General features: G+C 69.7%; 16 protein-coding genes and 3 tRNA genes. 11 read left to right on the forward strand and 8 right to left on the reverse strand.

What is annotated here, in order from left to right; translation table 11 throughout:
* Nucleotides 1-22 precede the first annotated feature (22 nt).
* The 7 genes from BDK92_RS16650 to BDK92_RS16680 form a co-directional block, all read right to left on the reverse strand.
* Nucleotides 23-2,959, reverse strand: a complete 2,937-nt coding sequence (locus BDK92_RS16650; protein WP_121157542.1) for a galactose-binding domain-containing protein — start codon at nt 2,957-2,959, stop codon at nt 23-25.
* A gap of 328 nt (nt 2,960-3,287) precedes the next feature.
* Nucleotides 3,288-4,916 carry a glycoside hydrolase family 13 protein gene (locus BDK92_RS16655; RefSeq protein ID WP_121162274.1) on the reverse strand — a complete coding sequence of 543 codons (1,629 nt, stop codon included), beginning with the start codon at nt 4,914-4,916 and terminating at the stop codon, nt 3,288-3,290.
* A 100-nt stretch (nt 4,917-5,016) separates the two neighbouring features.
* A complete protein-coding gene (locus tag BDK92_RS16660; RefSeq protein ID WP_121157543.1) occupies nt 5,017-5,904 on the reverse strand; it encodes a carbohydrate ABC transporter permease in 888 nt (295 codons plus the stop codon).
* Between the two features lie 12 nt (nt 5,905-5,916).
* Nucleotides 5,917-6,873 carry a carbohydrate ABC transporter permease gene (locus tag BDK92_RS16665; RefSeq protein ID WP_121157544.1) on the reverse strand — a complete coding sequence of 319 codons (957 nt, stop codon included), beginning with the start codon at nt 6,871-6,873 and terminating at the stop codon, nt 5,917-5,919.
* Nucleotides 6,874-6,956: 83 nt separating this feature from the next.
* A complete protein-coding gene (locus BDK92_RS16670; protein WP_121157545.1) occupies nt 6,957-8,336 on the reverse strand; it encodes an ABC transporter substrate-binding protein in 1,380 nt (459 codons plus the stop codon).
* Between the two features lie 364 nt (nt 8,337-8,700).
* Nucleotides 8,701-9,702, reverse strand: coding sequence for a LacI family DNA-binding transcriptional regulator (locus BDK92_RS16675; protein ID WP_121157546.1), 1,002 nt, complete (start codon nt 9,700-9,702; stop codon nt 8,701-8,703).
* Between the two features lie 55 nt (nt 9,703-9,757).
* Nucleotides 9,758-11,152, reverse strand: coding sequence for a dihydrolipoyl dehydrogenase family protein (locus tag BDK92_RS16680; RefSeq protein WP_281278621.1), 1,395 nt, complete (start codon nt 11,150-11,152; stop codon nt 9,758-9,760).
* A gap of 71 nt (nt 11,153-11,223) precedes the next feature.
* Between BDK92_RS16680 and BDK92_RS16685 the strand changes: the two genes are divergently transcribed.
* Nucleotides 11,224-12,420, forward strand: coding sequence for a serine hydrolase domain-containing protein (locus BDK92_RS16685; RefSeq protein ID WP_246017078.1), 1,197 nt, complete (start codon nt 11,224-11,226; stop codon nt 12,418-12,420).
* 13 nt (nt 12,421-12,433) lie between these two features.
* Here the strand turns inward: BDK92_RS16685 and BDK92_RS16690 are convergent, their stop codons facing one another.
* Nucleotides 12,434-13,420 (reverse strand): phytoene/squalene synthase family protein, encoded by a 987-nt coding sequence (locus BDK92_RS16690; RefSeq protein WP_121162280.1) that lies wholly within the window; start codon nt 13,418-13,420, stop codon nt 12,434-12,436.
* 176 nt (nt 13,421-13,596) lie between these two features.
* Between BDK92_RS16690 and crtI the strand changes: the two genes are divergently transcribed.
* The 10 genes from crtI to BDK92_RS16740 all read left to right on the forward strand — a co-directional run bounded on the left by crtI (nt 13,597) and on the right by BDK92_RS16740 (nt 20,805).
* Nucleotides 13,597-15,078, forward strand: coding sequence for a phytoene desaturase family protein (crtI, locus tag BDK92_RS16695; protein ID WP_121157547.1), 1,482 nt, complete (start codon nt 13,597-13,599; stop codon nt 15,076-15,078).
* The gene (gene idi / locus BDK92_RS16700; RefSeq protein WP_121157548.1) at nt 15,075-15,749 is read left to right on the forward strand and encodes an isopentenyl-diphosphate Delta-isomerase; all 675 of its coding nucleotides are present in this window, start codon (nt 15,075-15,077) and stop codon (nt 15,747-15,749) included. The genes crtI and idi overlap by 4 nt, the downstream gene beginning before the upstream one ends.
* Complete coding sequence (locus BDK92_RS16705) at nt 15,739-16,767, forward strand: MerR family transcriptional regulator (RefSeq protein WP_121157549.1); 1,029 nt, start codon at nt 15,739-15,741, stop codon at nt 16,765-16,767. Before idi ends, BDK92_RS16705 begins: the two co-directional genes overlap by 11 nt.
* Before the next feature lie 131 nt (nt 16,768-16,898).
* Nucleotides 16,899-17,708, forward strand: coding sequence for a polysaccharide deacetylase family protein (locus BDK92_RS16710; RefSeq protein ID WP_121157550.1), 810 nt, complete (start codon nt 16,899-16,901; stop codon nt 17,706-17,708).
* Between the two features lie 132 nt (nt 17,709-17,840).
* Nucleotides 17,841-17,913 (forward strand) — tRNA-Glu (locus BDK92_RS16715).
* 55 nt (nt 17,914-17,968) lie between these two features.
* A tRNA-Asp gene (locus BDK92_RS16720) sits at nt 17,969-18,045 on the forward strand.
* 105 nt (nt 18,046-18,150) lie between these two features.
* Nucleotides 18,151-18,224 (forward strand) — tRNA-Phe (locus BDK92_RS16725).
* Nucleotides 18,225-18,453: 229 nt separating this feature from the next.
* Nucleotides 18,454-19,320: an aldo/keto reductase gene (locus tag BDK92_RS16730; protein ID WP_121157551.1), complete on the forward strand. Its 867-nt coding sequence runs from the start codon at nt 18,454-18,456 to the stop codon at nt 19,318-19,320.
* Nucleotides 19,320-20,168, forward strand: a complete 849-nt coding sequence (locus BDK92_RS16735) for an oxidoreductase (protein ID WP_121157552.1) — start codon at nt 19,320-19,322, stop codon at nt 20,166-20,168. The genes BDK92_RS16730 and BDK92_RS16735 overlap by 1 nt, the downstream gene beginning before the upstream one ends.
* Nucleotides 20,146-20,805, forward strand: coding sequence for a TetR/AcrR family transcriptional regulator (locus tag BDK92_RS16740; RefSeq protein WP_211349255.1), 660 nt, complete (start codon nt 20,146-20,148; stop codon nt 20,803-20,805). The genes BDK92_RS16735 and BDK92_RS16740 overlap by 23 nt, the downstream gene beginning before the upstream one ends.
* The last annotated feature ends 441 nt before the right edge of the window (nt 20,806-21,246 follow it).

Here is a 21,246-nt window from a genome sequence, read left to right on the forward strand (position 1 = left end):
TAAGGGGCCCTTCCTAACCTCCTTAGGAGGCGTAGACCTCGTACTCGGAGAGCTGGCCGGCGGGCCAGCCGGTGTTACCGGTGAACGTCAGGCGCAGGTACCGCTGCGAGGTCGCCGGGAAGGTGACCGTGGCGGTGTTGCCCGACGACGGGTTGAAGGTGTAGCCCGCCGATGCCTTGACCGTCGCGTACGGCACCTGGCCGGTGGTGGAGCCGAGCACCGACAGCGTCTGGGTACGCGTCTGCCACGCCGCCGCCGGTGGGAGCTTCAGCACCACCCGGGACACCGACCGGACCTGCCCGAGATCCACCGTGATCGACTGCGGGAAGGCGTTGTTGGCGCTCTCCCAGTAGGTGTTCGGGTTGCCGTCCACCGCGTTGGCGCCGCCGTACACGTCGGCCACGCTGGTCACCGTGGTCGGCCGGCCGAGGGCCAGGTTGCTGTTGACCGGCGGGGTGGTGGGTGGCGGGGTGGTCGGCGGGGGCGTGGTGGGTGGCGGCGTCGTCGGCGGGGGCGTGGTGGGCGGCGGCGTGGTGCCGCTGCCGTACGCCTCGAATTCGGAGACCTGACCGGCCGGCCAGCCCGTGTTGCCGGTGAAGGACAACCGGAGGTAACGACGGTTCGCCGACGGCAGGACGATCGACACCGCGTTACCGGTGGCCGGGTTGAAGGTGTATCCGGCCGACGGGACGATCGACGGGAAGCTCCCGTCCACCGAACCCTGCACGGTGAAGGTCTGGGTACGGGTCTCCCAGCCCGGCGGCAGCTTCACCACCACCCGGTTGGTGTTCACCACCGCGCCGAGGTCGACCGTCAGCGACTGCGGGAAGGAGCCGTTGGCGCTCTCCCAGTAGCTGGCGGCGTTGCCGTCGTTGGCGTTCGACGCCACGTACCCCTGGGAGGTGCTGGTCGCCGTCATGGTCCTGCCCTGCGCCAGGTTCCCGCCCGGGGGCGTGGTCGGCGGAGTGGTGGGCGGGGTCGTCGGCGGGGTGGTGGGGGGCGTGGTGGGCGGCGTACCCGTCGGCGGCGGGCTGGTCGGACCGTTGTTCCAGACCGGCGCCGGCCAGGGGCCACAGTCCGGGGTGTCGGTGTACCAGCCCGAGTTGCCGGGGCCCTGGGTGATCTGGAACCCGCTGCCGACACAGTTGTGAATCGGCTTGGGCTGGGCGATCCCGCTGGCCCGTACGTTGGTGAAGGAGACCTGGCTGTTCGCCTGCACCTGGAGCGCGTACGTTCCGGCCCCGACGATGTTGACGTTGTTGAGGTTGATGCCCCGGGTCTGGCCCTCGATCCAGTGCAGCGCGGCGTACGAGCTGTCCAGGATGTCGGTGTCGGTGATGTTGATGGTGGGGTTCTGGAACGCCTCGTTGAGCGCGGAGAACCAGATCGCCCCGACCCCGAACTGCCAGTTGTAGTCGGAGTTGCCGTTGCGGATCAGGGTGTTGCGGGCGATCGTCCAGGTGCCGAGCACAGCGGTCTGCCCCTGTACGCCCGGGTAGCGGTTGGCGACGTGGATGCCGCCGCCGTTGGTGAGCGAGTCGGCGGTCACGTTATCCGTGATCTTGATGTCCCGGCCGCCGTAGCTGACCAGGTGATTCGCCAACAGCGTCACGCCGATGGTGTTGTGGGTGAAGGAGTTGTTGACGTTCGGCACGTTCTGCGCCCACATCGCCAGCGCGTCGTCTCCGGTGTTGCGGACGAACGTGTTGGTGACCGTGGAGTTGGTGACCCCGGTGTGGAAGTTCACCCCGTCCGCGGTCTGGTCCAGGATCCGGCTGTTGCGGATGGTGAAGTTGTCCATCGGGCCGTCCATCCAGGCCCCGACCTTGGTGTGCTGCATCCAGATGTTGTCGATGACCGAGTCGGTCATCGCCCCGCCGAACGCGTTCACCTGGTCGTCGTCGATCCGCTCCTGGATGTCGCCGATGATGGCGAAGTCCCGCACGGTGACGTTGCGGCTGGGGCCGTTCGCCTCGTGCGGCCGGACCGGGCCGGTGTAGCCGCCGCCCGGGACGTACTTGCCGTAGATGCCGGCGGCCCGGTTGCGCTGGGTCGGGTGCCGCCCGCCGAGCACCGAATACCACGGGCCCGCGCCGCGCAGCGTCACCCGGTCGACCACCACGTGGTCCCAGAGGGTGAAGTTGCCCTGCGGGATCCAGACCGCCCGCCCCTGGGCCGCGCCGGCGTCGACCGCCGCCTGGAAGTCGGCGGTGGAGTCGGTCGCACCGGTCGGGTCGGCACCGAAGTCCGTCACCACGTCGATCACGTTCGCCGGCTTCTCGATCGGTCCGCCGACGAGTTCGAAGTCGGCGAGGTCGATGGTGAAACTGGGCGACTGGGCGGTGGAGCTGACCTGGAGCCGTACCTTCGTGCCGGCCGGGTAGGTGGCCCCGAACAGGGTCCGGGCCTCGTCGTAGAAGTGGTGCGGGTTGGTGTCGCCCGGGTTGTTGTTGAACGGGTAACCGCCGTAGTACCAGCCGTACCTCGAGGTCACCGGTACGGCCTTGACCACGTTGCCGTTGATCCGCAGGTCGATGGTGGCGTCCCGGCCGGTGCCGGCCGGGCTGTCCGGAATGCTGTACCGGAAGGTCACCGCGTCGGCCGGCCGGGTCAGGGTGAACTCGACGTACTCGCCGACCCCGTCCAGGGTCACCGCCTCCCGACCCGAGGCCTCGGAGGGGAGCTGACCGTAGTAGCGGGTCGGGCCGATCTTGGATCCGTTGTGGGTGACGTTCTCCGCCTCCTGCTCGACGAAGGGCACGGTGGCGCCGCGACCGACGATGTCGAACGGGGAGAGACCGGCGGCCTGGGCGGGCGTGGCCGACGTGAACGTGAGAACGCTGATCGACGCCGCGGCCATCGCGGTGCTGGCGAGAACTGCCAGCCCGACCCGGGCGCGGTGGGTACGAGGTGCGGTGGTGGTGCCGGGCGTGGGCGCGCCGGCAGTATGGATGGCCATTGGATCCCTTTCGTCAGGAAAACCAATTCCCCCGTGCGTGGAGCCGCGTGGAGCCGCGATCAGCAATGGATCAGGGCGCGTAGACCTCCCCTTCGAGCGACCCGGCCGGTGGAACGGCCGGTGTTACGGGTGGCGACGGGGACGGGACGTGTCCGACCGCCGCCGGGAGACATCGGGGGGTACGGCGTGTCCGCCGGCGACGGGGTCGGCGTCCCCATCGCCGGCGGACACCACCGTGCCGTCGCGGGTTTGGAAGGGCCCCTTCCTATACAAAAAGCGATAACAAGGGGCCCTTCCTTACCCTCGGCGGGGTCGTGGCGGGCCATGACTACGCCGTTCCGGTCCGGAGCCAGACAGCGGTGTCCGGGGGGAGCAGGTCCCCGTCGAGCGGCCCGCTGGCGAGCAGTCGCGACCGGTGCGTCGGCAACGACACCGGGGCGTCCGAGAAGTTCACCACGCAGACGAACTCCTCGCCTCGGGCGAACGCGAGCACCTCAGCCGGGGCTTCCAGCCAGTTCATCGGGCCGTCACCGAGACCGGCCTCCGCCCGACGGATCCGGATCGCCTGCTGGTAGAGCGTCAGCATCGAGGACGGGTCCCCGGTCTGTGCCTGGGCGGTACGCCCCTTCCACTCCGCCGGCTGCGACAACCAGGGCGGGGTGGCGGCACCGTCGGGGCTGAAGCCGAACGGGGGCGCGTCCCCGGACCAGGGCAGCGGCACCCGGCAGCCGTCACGGCCCGGGTCGATGTAACCGGAGCGCGGCCACATCGGGTCGGTACGCTGCTCCGGCGGGACGTCCACCTCCCAGAGCCCCAGCTCCTCGCCCTGGTAGACGTACGTGGCGCCGGGCAGGGCGAGCGAGAGCAGGGCCGCCGCGCGGGCCCGTACGGTGCCCAGTTCAAGGTCGGTGAAGATTCCCTCGCGCTTCTTGGCGAAGCTGAACGTGGTGTCCTCCCGGCCGTACCGGGTGACGTGCCGGGTGACGTCATGGTTGGAGAGGACCCAGGTGGCGGGCGCGCCGACCGGCTCGTGGGCGTGCAGGGTTCCGTCGATGCTTTCCCGCAGCGCCGTCGCGTCCCAGGCGCAGCCGAGGAAGTCGAAGTTGAACGCGGCGTGCAGCTCGTCCGGGCGCAGGTAGTTGGCGAACCGTTGCCGGTCCGGCATCCAGACCTCGCCGATCAGGGCGCGGTCGCCCGGGTACTCGTCGGCGATCCGCCGCCAGCTCCGGTAGATGTCGTGCACCCCGTCCAGGTCCCGGAACGGGTGCGGCCGGTCCGGCAGCGTCTCCGGCAGTGTCCCGTCCTTGACCAGCAGCCCGGCGGAGTCGATCCGGATGCCGTCGACGCCGCGGTCGAACCAGAACCGCAGTACGTCCTCGAACTCGGCCCGGACCAGTGGGTGTTCCCAGTTGAAGTCGGGTTGTTCGGCGGTGAACAGGTGCAGGTACCAGTCGCCGGGGGTGCCGTCCGGGTTGGTGGTCCGGGTCCAGGTCTCGCCGCCGAACTCGCCGACCCAGTCGGTGGGCCGCTGGTCGCCGTTCGGACCTCGCCCGGGGCGGAACCAGAACAGTTCCCGTTCGGGTGCGCCCGGTCCACCGGCCAGCGCCGCCTGGAACCACGGGTGCTGGTCCGAGCAGTGGTTGGGGACCACGTCGACGATGGTCCGGATGCCCAGCCCGTGCGCCTCGGCGATCAGCGCCTCGACCTCGGCCAGGGTGCCGAACATCGGGTCGATGTCGCGGTAGTCGGCCACGTCGTAGCCCGCGTCGGCCATCGGCGACGGGTACCACGGGCTGAACCAGATCGCGTCGATGCCGAGCGCGGACAGGTGATTCAGCCGGGACCGGATGCCGGCGATGTCGCCGATGCCGTCGCCGTTGCCGTCGGCGAAGCTACGTGGGTACACCTGGTAGATCACCGCTCCACGCCACCACGGACTGTTGTCTGCTGTGGACACGAGCACCTGCTTTCTGGGTCAGTACGTCGGCGGGTTCGCCAGACCTGGATGTGTGTCGGGCGAACGTTCGTTGTCCGCCGCAGGAGGAGGTGACGCGCAGCTATCCCTTGAGGCTGCCCGTGGTCAGACCGGACATGATGTTCCGCTGGAAGACCAGGAAGATGATGACGGTCGGGATCGCGGCGATGACCGACGCGGCGATCACCACGTTCATCGGCGTACCGCCCGCGAAGGCGTAGATGCCGACGCTGACCGTCCGGGTCTCGGGTGACGGCATGACCAGCTTCGGCCAGAGGAAGTCCTTCCAGACCGCCGTCACGGCGAAGATCGAGACTACGCCGAGGATCGGACGCGACATCGGCAGGATGATCGACCAGAGCGTACGCAGCGGCGTCGCCCCGTCCATCAGGGCGGCCGCGATCAGGTCCTCCGGGATCGAGTCGAAGAACCGCTTCAGCAGGAAGATGTTGAACGCGTTCGCGACCAGGGGCAGCCAGATCGCGAACGGCGAGTCGAGCAGGTTGATGTGCAGGATCGGCAGGTCGATCACGGTCACGTACTGCGGGACGATGAGCACCATCGCGGGGATCATGAGCGTGGCCAGCATCGCGCCGAGGATCACGTTGCCGAATATCGGGCGGAGCTTCGACAGGGCGTACGCCGCGGCGGTGTCGAAGACGAGTTGGAACAGCACCGCGCCGGCCGCGTAGTAGAACGTGTTGAACAGCAGCTTGGCGAGGTCCAGGTTGTTCCACGCGTCGGCGTAGTTCTGCCACTGGGGGTCCTGTGGGAACAGCGTCGGCGGGGTCTGCGCGATTTCCTGGCCGGACTTGAGCGCGCCGGTGACCATCCAGTAGAGCGGCCCGAGGAAGACGAGGGTGAACCCCGCGACGACGACGGCGAGCAGTGTCCAATAGATCACCCTGCCGCGCCCCCGGCTGAGCTGGGCATGGGAGATGAGTGTGCGGGTCCCGGAGTCCTGTGCCATGGGTGGCCCTACCTAGTCCTGTTTCGCAGTCAGTCGCACGTAGACGGCGGAGAAGCCGGCCAGCACCACGAGCATGATCACGCCGAGTGCGGCAGCGCCGTTGAGGTCGTTCTGGAAGAACCCGTGCTGGTAGATGAGGTACGCGACCGAGGTCGCGGAGTCCTCCGCACCCGCGCCGTTGGCGAGGATCAGCGGCTCGATGAAGAGCTGCATCGTGGCGACGATCTGGAGCATCGCCAGGAGCGCGAGGATCAGCCGGGTCTGCGGGATGGTCACGTTGACGATCCGGCGCCAGATTCCGGCGCCGTCGAGCTCGGCCGCTTCGTAGAGTTCGCCCGGTACGTTCTGCAACGCCGCCAGGTAGATCAGCACCGCGCCGCCCATGTTCATCCAGGTCGACGCGATCACCATCGCCGGCATCGTCATCTCCGGCGACTGCATCCACTGCGACGTCGGCAGGTGCAGCGCCTTGAGGATCGCGTTGAACAGTCCCGCCTCACTGGGGTCGTACGCGTAGAACTTGAAGAGGAAGAGGGCCGATGCCGGCGGCAGCATCACCGGCAGGTAGACCAGGATCCGCAGGTACCCCTTGGCGTGGCGGAACTCGTTGAGCAGGATCGCCACGAAGAACGGCAGCGCGTACCCGAAGACGAGGGCGAGAAGGGTGAAGTAGATCGTGTTCTGCCAGGCGGTCCAGAAGCTGGGGTCGGCGACGATGCGGACGTAGTTGTCCCAGCCCACCCAGGTGGTCTCGCCGCGCCGGGTGCGTTGGAAGCTCATCACGACGCCGCGGATCATCGGGTACCAGGAGAAGACGACGAAGCAGAGCACCGCCCCGATCAGGAACGTGTGACCGGTGAGGTTGTCCCGTACCTTGCGGCCGAGGCTCGTGCGCTGCGGCCGGGTCCGGTACGGCGATGTCGGGCGCCCCGGTTTCCTGATGGTCTCCGGGACGGTGGTGATCGCCAAGGCAACTCCTGGGTGAGCAGTGACACCGACTGTGCGGCGCGGTTGGTGTGGGGGCCGGCGCGCCGGCCCCCACACGCCTCGGATCAGCTCTCGGCGGCGAGGAGCTGGTTGACCTTCTCTTCGGCCGTCTTGAGAAGCGCGTCGATGTTCGAGTTCGGGCTGGTCAGCACCCCGGACATCGCGGCGTCGAGGACCGCGTAGATCGCCTGCGCGTTGCGCGGCTCACCCTTGATCGGAACCGGGTTCGCCTCGAAGATCGCGAAGTTGGCGGTGTCGACGTTCGCGTTCGCCTTGCGCAGTTCGAGTTCCTGCTTCTGCGCCTCGGTGCCGTTGGCGAAGAGCAGCGGCTGGGGCAGGCCCACCGGGTAGTTCTGCGGCTTGGCCCGGACGTAGTCGAACTGGCCCTTGCCCGGCGTCAGCTTCTGGTACGCGATCCACTTCAGACCGGCCTTGACCTGCTCGGGCGTGAGGTCTTTCTTGAAGAAGTAGCCCTCGCCACCGCCGAGCGTTCCCTTCGCCGCGCCATCCTGGCCGGGCAGCGGGGCCATCGCCCAGTCCTGGAACTTGCCCTGGAACTGGCTGACGATCGCCTGGGTGGTGTCCGGCGCGCCGATGAACATGCCGACCTTGCCCGCACCGGCGTTCGTCAGCAGGTCACCCCACTGGAGAAGCTGGCGGTCGCCCATGCTGTTGTCGCCGTACCGCATGTCCTTGAGGTTTTGCAGGACCTGCTTGCCGGCCGCGTCGTTGAACGCGGCCTTCTTGCCGTCCGGGGTCAGCACCTGGCCGCCCTGGGAGTAGAGCAGGGAGGTGAAGTGCCAGCCGCCGGTGTTGCCGGCGCTGTACTCCGAGTAGCCGGCGATGCCGTTGCCGAGCGCGGAGATCTTCTTGGCGGCGGCCCGGACCTCGCCCCAGGTCTTCGGCGGGTTGTTCGCGTCGAGCCCCGCCTGCTGGAACAGGACCTTGTTGTAGACCAGGCCCATCGAGTAGTTCTTCACCGGGACGGCGTAGAGCTTGCCGCCGTCGGTGAAGACCTCCTTGAGCGCCGGGTCGACGCTGTCCCAGGTCGGGATCGAGTCCTTGTTGGCGAACTCGGTGATGTCCTTCGCCTGACCGGAGTCGAGCACCTGCTGGAGGTCGGTCATGTACCCGTAGAACAGGTCGGTCACGGTGCCACCGGCGAGGCGGGCGGTGAAGTCCGGCGGGTTGTTGCACTGCTCGCCGACGCTCACGCTCTTGATGATGATGTCGGGGTTCTGCTTCTGGAACTCCACGACGTCGTCGTTCCAGTTCTGCAGGATCTCTTTCTGGGCGCCGACCGGCTGGCAGTCGACGGTGATGGTGACCTTGCCGCTCGCATCGTTCGACGAGTCGCCACTCTTCGTGGAGCACGCCGTAAGGCTGAGCCCCAAGCCGGCCACGAGCGCTAGCGCCGTGGCCTTGCGGTACTGCGGCACGGACATCTGTCCATCCCTCAGTCCGACGGCGCTACGCAGCCTGGATCTGTCCATGGACGAACACCCTTCTCTGGGTGGGAACGCGAGAATGTGATCTAGCTCTCGTACACGCAATGTTTCGTGGCGATGACGATACAAAGTCGAATCCCTTCCCGCAAGAACTCGACCGAAATTCGAAAGACTACGACTGTTTGCCCCAGGCGGGCGACGGTCCCGCCCCGACCACCTCACGCTCCACACGCGAAAGGGCGGACCGGTGGCCGGTCCGCCCTGGTCGTACGCGTCGGTGCTGGTCAGCGGGGTTGTCGAGGCAGCGGGAGTGGATCAGGGGCGTCGCCCGTCGGCAGGCGACCGGGTCAGCCGCCGAGGATCAGCGGCCGGGGACGGGCGCGGTCGAACCGCGTACCACCAACTCGGGCTCGAAGAGCAACTCGTCGTGCAGCACCCCGACCCCCTCGATCATGGTGACCAGCAGATCCACCGCCGCCTGACCCATCGTCTCGATCGGCTGCCGAACCGTGGTCAACGGCGGGTCGGTGCAGGTCATGAACGCGGAGTCGTCGAAGCCCACCACCGAGATGTCGGCCGGCACCGACCGGCCCAACCGACGCGCGGCCCGGATCGTGCCCAGGGCGAGCACGTCGCTGGCGCAGATGATGCCGGTGACGCCCCGCTCGACCAGCTTGGTCGCGGCGACCCGCGCCCCCTCCATGGAGAAACTGGAGCGTTCCACACACTCGTCACCCTCAGCCCAGCCTGCGACCTGGACCATCGCCGCCAGCTTGCGACGGGACGGCACATGGTCCTCGGGGCCGAGCACCATGCCGATCCGCTCGTGGCCGAGCGAGCGCAGGTGCCCGTACGCCTGCTCCACCGCCACCGCGTCATCGGTGGAGACCCGGGGGAACCCCAACTCGTCCACGCCCGCGTTGACCAGCACCACCGGCAGCCCCCGGTCGGTCAACCGGCGGTAGTGGTCGTGCCGGGCGTCGGCGAGCGCGTACGAACCACCAGCGAAGATCACCCCGGAGACCTGGTGGTCGAGCAGCATCTCGACGTAGTCCATCTCGGAAACACCACCGATGGTCCGGGCACAGAGCGCCGGGGTGAAGCCGCGCTGGGCGAGCGAGCCGGTGACCACCTCGGCCAACGCCGGGAAGATCGGGTTCTGCAATTCGGGCAGCACCAGACCGACCAGTCGGGCCCGTTCACCCCGCAGTTTGGTCGGGCGTTCGTAGCCGAGCACATCGAGGGCGGTGAGCACGGCGGTCCGGGTCGCCTCGGAGACGCCATCACGACCGTTGAGCACCCGGCTCACCGTGGCCTCGCTGACACCGGCCTTCTTCGCTACTTCGGTGAGTCGTTTAGTCACGGCCGCAATGGTACGGCAATTTCTTGCAAGAAATTAACTGGGTTCTGCCGTGTCGCTACTTCAGATTGTTCACCGCGTCACCGATCGCGCGATGGAAAGTCGGGTACGCGTAAATCATCTGACGCAGCGTCGCCACCGGAACCTCCCCGTGCACCGCCACGGCCAGCGCACCGAGGACCTCCCCGCCGGACGGACCGGCCGACGTCGCGCCAATCAGGATGCCGCGCTCGGCGTCCTCGATCAGCTTGATGAAACCCTCGTTACCGACCTTGTGGATCCAACCCCGGGAAGAATCCGGCAGCCGGGTCTGGCCGACCCGGATGGTGAACCCACGGTCACGCGCCTGTCGCTCGGTCAGCCCCACCGCACCGATTTCCGGATCGGTGAAGGTGACCCGGGGCAGCGCCCGATAGTCCGCCCGGGGCAGCACCCGATCATCGCCTCGTGACTCCGAACCACCACCGCTCAGGATGTCCTGGATCGCGATTCCCGCCTCGTACATCGCGATGTGCGTGAATGCACCGTGGCCGGTCACGTCACCGACCGCCCAGAGGCCGTCCGCCACCCGCATCCGGTCGTCCGTGGTGAGGTAACGCTGTTTCGGATCCAGGCCCACGCTCTCCAGACCCAGCTCTTCGAGGTGGGCCCGCCGCCCGGTGGCGACCAGCAACCGGTCCGCCCGGACCGTTCCGTCGCCGGTCAAGTGCAGGGTGAAACCGTCCTTGTCGTAACCCACCCGCTCGGTACGCATCCCCGTGTGGATCTCCACCCCGTCGGCCCGCAGCGCCGCCGTGGCCAACTCCGACGACTCCGGCTCCTCCATCGCGAGCAACCGGTCGGAGCCCTCGACCACACTCACCCGTACGCCGAACCGGGCGAAGACCTGGGCCAGTTCCAGACCGATGGCCCCACCGCCCAGCACCGCGATCGAAGCGGGCAGCTCGGCCAACTCGATCGCCTCGTGGTTCGTCCAGTACGGCGTGCCGACCAGCCCTTCGATCGGCGGGATCACCGGGCTCGACCCGGTGCCGATCACCACACCACGACGGGCCCGGAAGACGTCGTCGCCGACCTGCACCAGACCAGGTCCGACAAGCCGCCCCGAGCCCCGGACCAGCCGTCCACCCTTGCCGACAAACCGGTCGGCCGCCCGCCTGTCGTCCCAGTTGGCGGTCGCCTCGTCGCGGATCCGCGCCGCGACCGGCGCCCAGTCCGGCGTGACCGTCGCCCGGCCCGCGAGCTGGTCCACCCGCGCCGCCTCGACCAGGGCGTTCGCCGCTCTGATCATCATCTTGCTCGGGATGCACCCCCAGTACGGGCACTCGCCGCCAACCAGGCCGCGCTCGATCCCGAGTACGGAGAGGCCGGCCTCGGCCAACCGGCCGGCGACCTCCTCGCCTCCGACACCGAGCCCCATCACGATCACGTCGAACTGCTCCGGCTGCGTCACCCAGCCAGCATCCCGCACCGAACCGACCCGGACCACCCGGGTCGACTTTCCGCTCGCCTACCGTGTGTCGGGTGAGCGCAGACCGGGTACGCGAAGATCGGGTTGTCGGGGACTGGGACCGGCGTTTCGTCGCCGTACGGGACGCCTTCGCGGCCCTGCTCGGCGACGAGCGCCCGCCGGACCCCCGACCGTTGCCCGGCACCACCGACGAGCTGCCCGGCGGGGCGACGGCCGGAACCGGCGCGGTGGCCGAGACCGGCGCGAGCCTCGCCGTCTGGCACCGCGGACGACCGGTGCTGGACCTGTACGGCGGCTGGCGCGACTCCGCCCGAACCCGCGAGTGGAGCCCGGACACGCTGGTCAACGTCTACTCCGTGGGCAAGCCGGTGGCCGCGCTCTGCGTGCTGCTCCTGGTCGAGCAGGGTCGGATCGGCCTCGACGATCCGGTCGCCCGGCACTGGCCCGGGTTCCGCGCCGAGGCGACCGTCCGGCACGTGCTGAGCCACACCGCCGGACTGCCCGTCTTCCCGGTGCCCCGCCCGGAGCGGGACCTCGACAACTGGGCACTGCTCACCGGCGACCTGGCCGCCGCCGAACCGCTCTGGGCGCCGGGCACCGTCGCCGCCGAACACGCGCTGACCTACGGGCACCTCCTCGGCGAACTGGTACGCCGGGTCGACGGCCGCACCATCGGCCGCTTCCTGGCCGACGAGATCGCCGGGCCGTGGCGACTGGACCTGCACTTCGGGCTCGCCCCGATCGACCAGGCCCGCTGCGCCGACCTCGGCTACGGGGACCCGGACTGGCCGGTCACCATCCTCGGCACCCCGGGCTCGCTGCGCGCCCGCGCGCTCGGCAACCCGGCCGGCTGCCTGGACCTGGCCGTACTCAACGGTGCACGGTGGCGGGGCGCCGAAGTGCCCGCCGTGAACCTGCACGCCACCGCCGCCGGCCTGGCCCGGCTCTACGCGGGGCTGCTCGCCGGGGGTGAGCTGGACGGCGTACGCCTCTTCGGCGCCGACCTGGTCGCGGAGGCGACCCGGGCCCAGTTCACCGGTGCGGACCTGCTGTTGGAGCGCCCGGTCCGGTGGACCCTCGGCATGCAGGTCGAGGAGGACGGCAGTTGGGGCATGGGTGGGATCGGCGGCAGCGCGGCCTGGGCCGACCCGGTACGGGACTACACCTTCGCGTACGCCACCCGCCACCTCGCCGGATTTGACCGCGTGGAGCACCTGGTCGACGTACTGCACACCTGCCTCGACGGTTAGGAAGGGCCCCTTCCTATACAGATTCCGATAACAAGGGGCCCTTCCTTACCCCCGGGCCGGGTACGGCGACGGGGGTGCCGGTGCGGGTGAGCAGCGCTCGGGCGGCGACCGTGGCCCGGCGACGTCGGGGTACCACCGCCCGGCGGACGAAGACGTCGTATCCGGCGGCGGCGACTTCGTCGAGGATGCCGCCGTAGAGCGCGTACGCGGTCCGCATGCATGCCTGCGAGGCCGGGTTGAGCAGGACGATCCCGGGTGCGGCGGCGGCGTAGTGCGCCTGGGCCCGGGCCACCTCGTACTCGATCAGTTCGCGGATGGCGGCGCTGGCCCGGCCCCTGGCGGCGGCCTCGACCAGGTCGTCCCGGCCGACCCCGAACTTCGCCAGGTCCTCGTCGGGTAGGTAGGTGCGCCCCCGGTCGAGGTCTTCGGCGACGTCCCGGATGAAGTTCGTGAGTTGGAACGCGAGGCCGAGTTGGCGGGCTGGTTCGCGGGCCGAGGCCGGGTCCGGGGAGCCGAGGATGGGCAGCATCATGGTGCCGATCACCGCCGCCGAGCCCTCCATGTAGTCGAGCAGGTCGTCGTAGCTCGGGTACGAGGTGACGGTGAGGTCCATCGCCATGCTGCGCAGGAAGGACGCGAAGTCCTCCGGGTCGAGGTCGAACGCGGCGATGGTGTGCAGGACGGCGGGGAGCAGCGGGTCGGTGACCGGGGCGCCGCGCAGGCCGGCGACGAACCGCTCGGACCAGAGTCGGAGTTGGGCGGCGCGTTCGGCGGCGGGCAGGTCGTCGGTCCGGTCCACGATCTCGTCCGCGTACCGGGTGAAGCCGTAGAGCGCGTGGACGTGCCGCCGTTTCCACCGGGGCAGCAGCCGGGTCGCGAGATAGTAGGTGCGCCCATGCTGTTTGTGCAGCTCACGGCAGCGCTCGTAGGCCGCGGCGAGATCGGTCTCGGCCGTCGGGCCCGGCGCCTGGTCGGACTCCGGTGCCGCCTCCTGTGCCACCACCCAGCTCCTTCGAGTAATCGACGCACCAATCGACGCAACTCGTAACCCTAAGGTACGCTCCAGCAACGCCCAAGGACCCACGCCGGAGCACAATCTCCCCGCACTTACTCGTCTTGCTGTGGTAACGACCCATCGGCGGGCATGATGAGGGATCGCAGCAAGGAGGTGATCGAGTGCGGACCGTGAGTGGACGGACCGACCGGGTCGTGGTGGTCGGGGCGGGACTCGGTGGTCTCGCCTGCGCCCTGCACCTGGCCGGCAGTGGCCGACAGGTCACGGTGGTGGAGCGGGAGCCGGTGCCGGGTGGCCGGGCCGGACGCCTCAGCCTCGGCGGGTACGAGTTCGACACCGGCCCGACCGTGCTGACCATGCCCGACCTGATCGCCGAGGCGCTGGACGCGGTCGGCGAGGAACTGACCGACTGGCTGGACCTGACGCCGCTCGCCCCGGCGTACCGGGCCCACTACCCCGACGGTTCCACGCTCGACGTGCATACCGACCCGCAGCAGATGGCGGCGGAGATCGCCCGAGTCTGCGGGCCCTGGGAGGCCGACGGCTACCTGCGCTTCGTCGACTACGCCCGGAACCTGTGGCAGCTCGAACGGCACGACTTCATCGAGCGCAACCTCGACTCGCCGACCGACCTGCTCACCGGCAACCTGGTACGACTGGTCGCCGCCGGCGCCTTCCGCCGCCTACAGACCAAGGTCAACCAGTTCTTCCGCGACCCCCGGACCCAGCGGATCTTCTCCTTCCAGGCGATGTACGCCGGCCTGGCCCCGCACGACGCGCTCGCCATCTACACCGTGATCTCCTACCTCGACTCGGTCGCCGGGGTCTACTTCCCGCGCGGCGGCATCCACGCGGTCTCGAAGGCGCTCGCCGGGGCGGCCGAGAAGCACGGTGTGGAGTTCCGGTACGACACCACCGTCACCCAGGTGGAGACCGCCTCAGGTCGGGCCACCGCCGTACGCACCGCCGACGGTGAGCGGATCCCGGCCGACGTGGTGGTGCTCAACCCCGATCTGCCGGTCGCCTACCGGGACCTGCTTCCGCCGACCCGGCAGCGCCGGCTGCGCTACTCCCCCTCCTGCGTGGTGCTGCACGTCGGTTCGACCCAGGGCTACTCCGGGATCGCCCACCACAACATCCACTTCGGCCGATCCTGGCGGGGCACCTTCCAGGAGGTGATCAAGCGCGGCCAGTTGATGTCCGACCCGTCGCTGCTGGTCACCAACCCGAGCCGGACCGATCCGTCGGTGGCGCCGGCCGGACGGCACAGCTACTACGTGCTCGCCCCGGTGCCCAACCTCGACCGGGCCTCCCTGGACTGGCGCGGCGACCTGGCCCGGCGGTACGCGGCCGAACTGATGGCCACCCTGGAGGACCGGGGCTACGTCGGGTTCACCGACGGTGTCGAGGTCTCCGAGATCATCACACCCGCCGACTGGGCCGACGCCGGGATGGCCGCCGGCACTCCGTTCGCCGCCGCACACAGCCTTTTCCAGACCGGACCATTCCGTCCGTCCAATCTGCACCGCACACTCTCCAATGTGGTCTTCGTTGGTTCGGGCACGCAGCCGGGAGTAGGGGTTCCGATGGTCTTGATCTCCGGCAAACTGGCGGCGGCGCGGGTCACCGGCGGTGGCCGATGACCGCCCGGGAGGAACACCTGGTCGAGCTGGTCGACAACGACGGCACGGTGGTCGGCGCGACCACGGTGGCGGCGGCGCACCAACCGCCGGGACAACTGCACCGGGCCTTCTCCGTGCTGCTGGTCGATCCGGCCGGCCGGGTGCTGTTGCAGCAACGCGCCTCGGTCAAGACCCGCTTCCCGCTCCGCTGGGCGAACTCGTGCTGCGGCCATCCCGAGCCCGGCCAGTCGTTGCGTAACGCGGCGAACCGGCGGCTGATGGAGGAACTGGGCGTCGGCCCGGTCGGTCTGACCGAGGTCGGGGTGCACCTCTACTTCGCCGAGGACCCGTCCACCGGGCGGGTCGAGTTCGAGTACGACCACGTGCTCTGCGCCGCCTTCGCGCCGGACCAGCCGGTGTCACCGGATCCGGCGGAGGTGGCCGACCTGCGCTGGGTCGACCCGGAGCAGCTACGCGCCGACATCGTCGCCGTACCGGACCGGTACGCCCCGTGGCTGGTCGGGGTGATCGAGCGCTACCTCCAGTCCGCCCCGATCCACAGCAACGGCGCGGTGGCCGCCGACGGCACCGTCCCGACCGACGGCTCCGGCACCTCCGGTGTTCCCGCCGGTGCCGCGAGCGGGTCGACGGGCCTGGCCGACAACGCGGCGGAGCCGCCGGGTGGGCGATGACGGTCTGAGCGCGGGTACGGTCGCGCGCCGGCTCGGCGTGGCCGTCACCACCCTGCGCACCTGGCACCAGCGGTACGGCCTCGGGCCGAGCCAGCACGTACCCGGCCAGCACCGGCGCTACACCGCGCAGGATCTCGCCCGGTTGGAGGTCATGCGCCGGCTCACCGCCGAGGGGGTGGTGCCGGCCGAGGCTGCCCGCTGGGCGCAGCGGACGGCCGCCGCACCGGGGTCAGGCGAGGGTGGCGGAGCCGGCGTGCCCGACGTACCCGATCGGGAGTCGGGGTGGTCGGCGCACCGACCGGTGGTACGCCCGCGCGACGGTGGCGGCCGGGCGATCCCGGTGGCGACCGCCGGACCGGCCGCCCGGGGTTTGGCGCGGGCGGCCATGCGGCTCGACGCGGCGGCGATGTGCGAGACGATCGAACGGGCGATCGCCGCCGAGGGTGTGGTGGCCGTGTGGGACGGGATGTTGCGCCCGGTCCTCGCCGGGCTCGGTGAACGGCATGCCGCCACCGCCCACCTGATCGAGGTGGAGCACCTGCTCTCCCGGTGCGTCTCCGAGGTGCTCTCGGTGGTGGCCCGTACGGCGACAAGAACCCTCCGGTGGCCCGGTGCCGACGGCCCGTCGCGTCCGGACCCGCCACGTGTCCTGCTCTCCTGCGCCGACGAGGAGCAGCACACTCTGCCGTTGGAGGCGCTGGCCGCCGCGCTGGCCCAGGCCGGGGTGTCTACCCGACAGCTTGGTGCGCGGATGCCGTCGGCGGCGTTGGTGGACGCGGTGACCCGGACCGGGCCGGCGGTGGTGGCCCTCTGGTCGCACACCCCGGCCACCGGCGATCCGGCCCAGCTGCGGGCGGTACTGGCCAGCCCCCGCCGGCCGGTGCTGCTGCTCGCCGCCGGCCCGGGCTGGCAGGCCGAGGCGCTGCCCGCCGGGGTGCTGTGCCCGGGCAGCCTGAGCGACGCGCTGGCGCTCACTGTGGCCGTACCCGAGTCGGGAAACCACTCGCTGACCGGCTGACCGGCGCACTCCGCCGATCGATCGGCGTCTGGGTCCGAGCGGTTCTTTCCGGGGTCTCGGCGGGTCCCGGATTGGGCTAGCGTGAGGCGTTCCGCCCCCCTCCCTCGCCCGACACCCCTCGGGAGTCAACGATGACTCGACCCGCCGCGCTCGCGGCCGGGCTGGTCCTGGTGGCGCTCCTCGCCACCGCCTGCGGGCCTGATCAGCATGATCAGGCAGCCCGCCCCCAGTTCAGCCCGTTCACACCGGCGACCAGCGAGCCGGCGCCGACCACGGCGCCGACGGCCACGCCGACGCCGCCGCCCGCCGATCCGACGCCGAGCCGCCCGCCCGCGCCCCGGAGCACGGTCGGCCCACTCGACACCCGGCGGACGACGGGGTCCCGTGGTGTCGCGCTCACCTTCGACGACGGCCCGTCGCCGGACTGGACGCCGAAGGTGCTCGACCAGCTCCGGAAGGCGCAGGTCAAGGCGACGTTCTGCGTGGTCGGCGTGAAGGTCCGGAAGTACCCGCGACTCGTCGCCCGGATCGTGCGGGAGGGCCACACCCTCTGCAACCACAGTTGGCAGCACGATCTTGAACTGGGCGGCCGGCCGCCGGCCGAGATCCGGGCGGACCTGAGCCGGACCAACCGGGAGATCAGGCGGGCGGTGCCCGGGGCCCGGATCGGCTACTACCGCCAGCCCGGCGGGAAGTGGACTCCGTCGGTGGTCCAGGTGAGCCGGGAGCTGGGCATGGTGCCGCTGCACTGGGACGTCGACCCGAGGGACTGGGACAAGCCCGGTGCCGCCGCCATCAGCAAGCGGGTGCTGGCGCAGGCCCGCCCCGGTTCGATCATCCTGCTGCACGACGGGGGTGGCGACCGCAGCGGCACGCTCACCGCCTGCCCCGGTCTGTTCGGCGCTTTGAAGCAGAAGTACGGGATCGCGCGTTTGAAGTAGGTTTGCTGCGAATTCCGGCGCGTCCGATACCGGTTTGGTCCGCCGGCCCACGATCACGTATGCTTTCCAAGCCGCCGGCGGGGCCGGATGGGAGCAAACGCAGGAGTTGCCTTGTGCAATGATGGCGGGGCCGCCCTCATCGTCTAGTGGCCCAGGACGCCGCCCTTTCAAGGCGGTAGCACGGGTTCGAATCCCGTTGGGGGCACGTGTAACATCCGTCCAGCCGGGCGGTGCAAGTGTAAGTGCACGGCAAGTAGCTAGGTCCTGTGGAGCAGTTGGAGTGCTCGCCGCCCTGTCAAGGCGGAGGTCGCGGGTTCAAGTCCCGTCAGGACCGCCAGCGCCGTACGCCGCGCGTACCAACGCGCGGCGTTCTGCGTTCCGGGGAATGTCACCTGCACTGCGGCTCACCCGCCGGGCAGGTAGCATGACCCGAGCAATACCCGGCCAGGTAGCTCAGTTGGTACGAGCGTCCGACTGAAAATCGGAAGGTCGGCGGTTCGACCCCGCCCCTGGCCACATAGCCTTTCGCCGGGCTACAGCATCGCCCACCCGCGGAAACGCAGGTGGGCGTTTTGCTTTTCCTGGCCTCATCCCACCAGTCAATCGCCGATCACTTTCGGTGAGGCGAGACCGAGGTGAGACGGCCGCTCGGACCACGGACCAAGTTGATCAACCAGGGCTGGTTGACGGTCCCAGCGCGACCTAAACTGAACTGTCCGTTCAGTTCACTCCATCGGGAGTTCAGATGACAAGCGCACCCGTCACCGCAGCACCCAGCGGCTCGTTCCTGCTCGGTGGAGACCTGCCGGTGACCCGGCTCGGATTCGGCTCGATGCAACTTACCGGCGAGGGCGTGTGGGGCGACCCACGCGACCCCGACGAGGCCGTACGCGTCCTGCGGCGCTCGGTCGAACTCGGCGTCGACCTGATCGACACCGCCGACTCGTACGGCCCGTTCGTCGCCGAGCTGCTGATCAAGAAGGCGCTCCACCCGTACCCGGAAAACCTGGTCATCGCGACCAAGGCCGGCTTCACCCGCCAGGGTCCGGCCCAGTGGACGCCGCTCGGTCGTCCGGAATACCTGCGCCAGCAGGCGGAACTGAGCCTGCGTCACCTCGGGGTGGAGCGGATCGACCTGTTCCAGTTGCACCGGATCGACCCGAATGTCCCGCTGGCCGACCAGATCGGCGAGCTGAAGGCACTCCAGGACGAGGGCAAGATCCGGCACATCGGGCTGAGCGAGGTCTCGGTCGCCGACGTCGAGGCCGCGTCGAAGTTCGCCGACATCGTCTCGGTGCAGAACCTCTACAACGTCGCCAACCGGTCCGCCGAGGCCCTGCTCGACTACTCGACCGAGCACGGCATCGGCTTCATCCCGTGGTTCCCGCTGGCCAACGGCCCGCTCGCCCGCGACGGAGGCCCGCTGGCCCGGATCGCCCGTGACCACGGCGCCACCCCGGCCCAGCTCGCGCTCGCCTGGCTGCTCAAGCGGTCGCCGGTGATGCTCCCCATCCCCGGCACGTCGTCCATCGCCCACCTGGAGCAGAACATCGGGGCAGCCTCCATCGAGCTCACCGACGCCGAGTTCGACATCCTGGCCGCAGCCGCCTGATGAGCGTCTGGTTCATCACCGGCGCCGCGCGTGGTCTCGGCGCACACCTCACCCGCGAGGCGCTGCGCCGAGGCCATCATGTCGTCGCCACCGCCCGCGAGGCGCGCGCGGTGACCGCCGCGTTCCCCGATGAGCCAGAGGCACTGCTCCCTGTTCCGCTCGACGTCACCGACGAGGAGCAGGCCCACGCCGCCGCGCAGGCGGCCGTGGCCCGGTTCGGTCGAATCGACGTGCTGGTCAACAATGCCGGGCGCGGGCTGCTCGGCGCGGTGGAAGAAGCGAGCGACGCCGAGGTACGAGCGGTCTACGAGACCAACGTCTTCGGCCTGCTCACCGTGGTCCGGGCGGTCGCCCCGGTACTGCGGCGCCAGCGCACCGGCCAGATCGTGAATCTCAGCTCGGTCGGCGGCTTCGTCGGATCGCCCGGTTGGGGGCTGTACAACTCGACCAAGTTCGCGGTCGAGGGCATCTCCGAGGCGTTACGTGCCGAACTCGCCCCGCTCGGGATCACGGTGACGGTGGTGGAGCCGGGCTACTTCCGTACCGACTTTCTCGACAGCAGCAGCCTGCACCTGGTGGACCGGCGACTCGACGACTACGCAGACGGCCCGGTGGGACAGATGCGACAGCGGGCAGCCAGTGTCAACCACGCCCAACCCGGCGACCCGGCGAAGGCCGCCGCCGCGGTCATCGACGCGGTCGACTCCGGTCGCGCGCCGCTGCGGCTGCAACTCGGCCGCGACGCGGTGCGGGCGGTCGAGGGCAAAATCGAGACGGTACGCCGAGAACTCGCCGAATGGCGCGAGCTGGCCGAATCGACGGACCATGACGATGTCCGGGCCGGCTGACGGCATGACGACAGGTGGGGTGGGCGGGGAAGGCATTTTCGCCCATCCCACCGGCCGCCGCAGTGACCGCATCCACGAGGCCGTGCTTCGCGCGACCGAAGAACTGCTACGCGAGGGCGGCCTGCCCGCCGCCACCGTGGACGCGATCGCCGCCCGCACCGGCGTGAGCAAGGCGACCGTCTACAAACACTGGCCCTGCCGTACGGCGGTGGCCGCCGAGGCGTTCGGCCGGATGATGGCCGACGCGCTCCCGCTGCCCGACACCGGCAACGCCGTCGGTGACCTCACCGCCCAGTTACGCCAGGTGAGCGCCTTCTACGCCAGCCCGTACGGGCACATCTTCGCCCAACTCCTCGCAGCCTGCGTGGATGACCCGAAGGGTGCGGCCTACTTCCGCGAGTATTTCCTCGCCGGCCGACGCCGCGCGATCGCCCAACTCTGGCAACGCGCGGCGGACCGGGGCGAGACCCGCCCCGGCATCGACGCCGAAACCGCCACCGACATCCTGTTCGGTCCGCTCGTCTTCCGCCTGCTGACCCGCCACCAGCCCCTCACAGACGCCGAAGCCAACAAACTGGCCGCCGCCGCCATCCCCGCCCTCCTCCTCCCCACCCCACCCACCCCACCCGCTGGTTGATCATGAAGTTAGCGCGCCACCAAGCCCGAAATTCCGCGCTAAATTCATGGTCAACTTCCCGGGAGACGGGGCGGGGTTGGCGGCAGCCTCGTCACCGGTGACCTGATCCAGATCCAGGACCGGCAACGTCACGATCGGGGCGGGCAAGTTGCGCGAGGAGTCGTAGGCAATCCTTTAGAAGAGGGCCCCGACCAGCGGAAACGCCGGCACGGGGCCCTCTTCTTCTCCTGCCCACAGCGAGCTGGTGAATCACCTGTTCCGGCTCTGAGCGGTCACGGCGCCACACCTCGCAGTAGCACCGGTACCGGTGAGATCGGTTTGCCCGTTCTCCGCTGCCGGATCGCCCAGGCGAGTTGGTCGCACCCGTCGGGGCGGCACTGTGGGCAGCGGCGGCCTCCGGTGTGTCCGGTGATCGTCATGCCGGCTGACCACCAGATGCCG

The sequence above is a fragment of the Micromonospora pisi genome, assembly GCF_003633685.1.
Classification (GTDB): Bacteria; Actinomycetota; Actinomycetes; order Mycobacteriales; family Micromonosporaceae; genus Micromonospora_G; species Micromonospora_G pisi.

Coding starts and splice junctions, on each gene's coding strand:
- BDK92_RS16650 (WP_121157542.1), bottom strand. CDS start 2,959: ATGGCCATCCATACTGCCGGCGCGCCCACGCCCGGCACCACCACCGCA.
- BDK92_RS16660 (WP_121157543.1), bottom strand. CDS start 5,904: ATGGCACAGGACTCCGGGACCCGCACACTCATCTCCCATGCCCAGCTC.
- BDK92_RS16670 (WP_121157545.1), bottom strand. CDS start 8,336: ATGTCCGTGCCGCAGTACCGCAAGGCCACGGCGCTAGCGCTCGTGGCC.
- idi (WP_121157548.1), top strand. CDS start 15,075: ATGACCGCCCGGGAGGAACACCTGGTCGAGCTGGTCGACAACGACGGC.
- BDK92_RS16710 (WP_121157550.1), top strand. CDS start 16,899: ATGACTCGACCCGCCGCGCTCGCGGCCGGGCTGGTCCTGGTGGCGCTC.
- BDK92_RS16730 (WP_121157551.1), top strand. CDS start 18,454: ATGACAAGCGCACCCGTCACCGCAGCACCCAGCGGCTCGTTCCTGCTC.
- BDK92_RS16735 (WP_121157552.1), top strand. CDS start 19,320: ATGAGCGTCTGGTTCATCACCGGCGCCGCGCGTGGTCTCGGCGCACAC.
- BDK92_RS16740 (WP_211349255.1), top strand. CDS start 20,146: ATGACGATGTCCGGGCCGGCTGACGGCATGACGACAGGTGGGGTGGGC.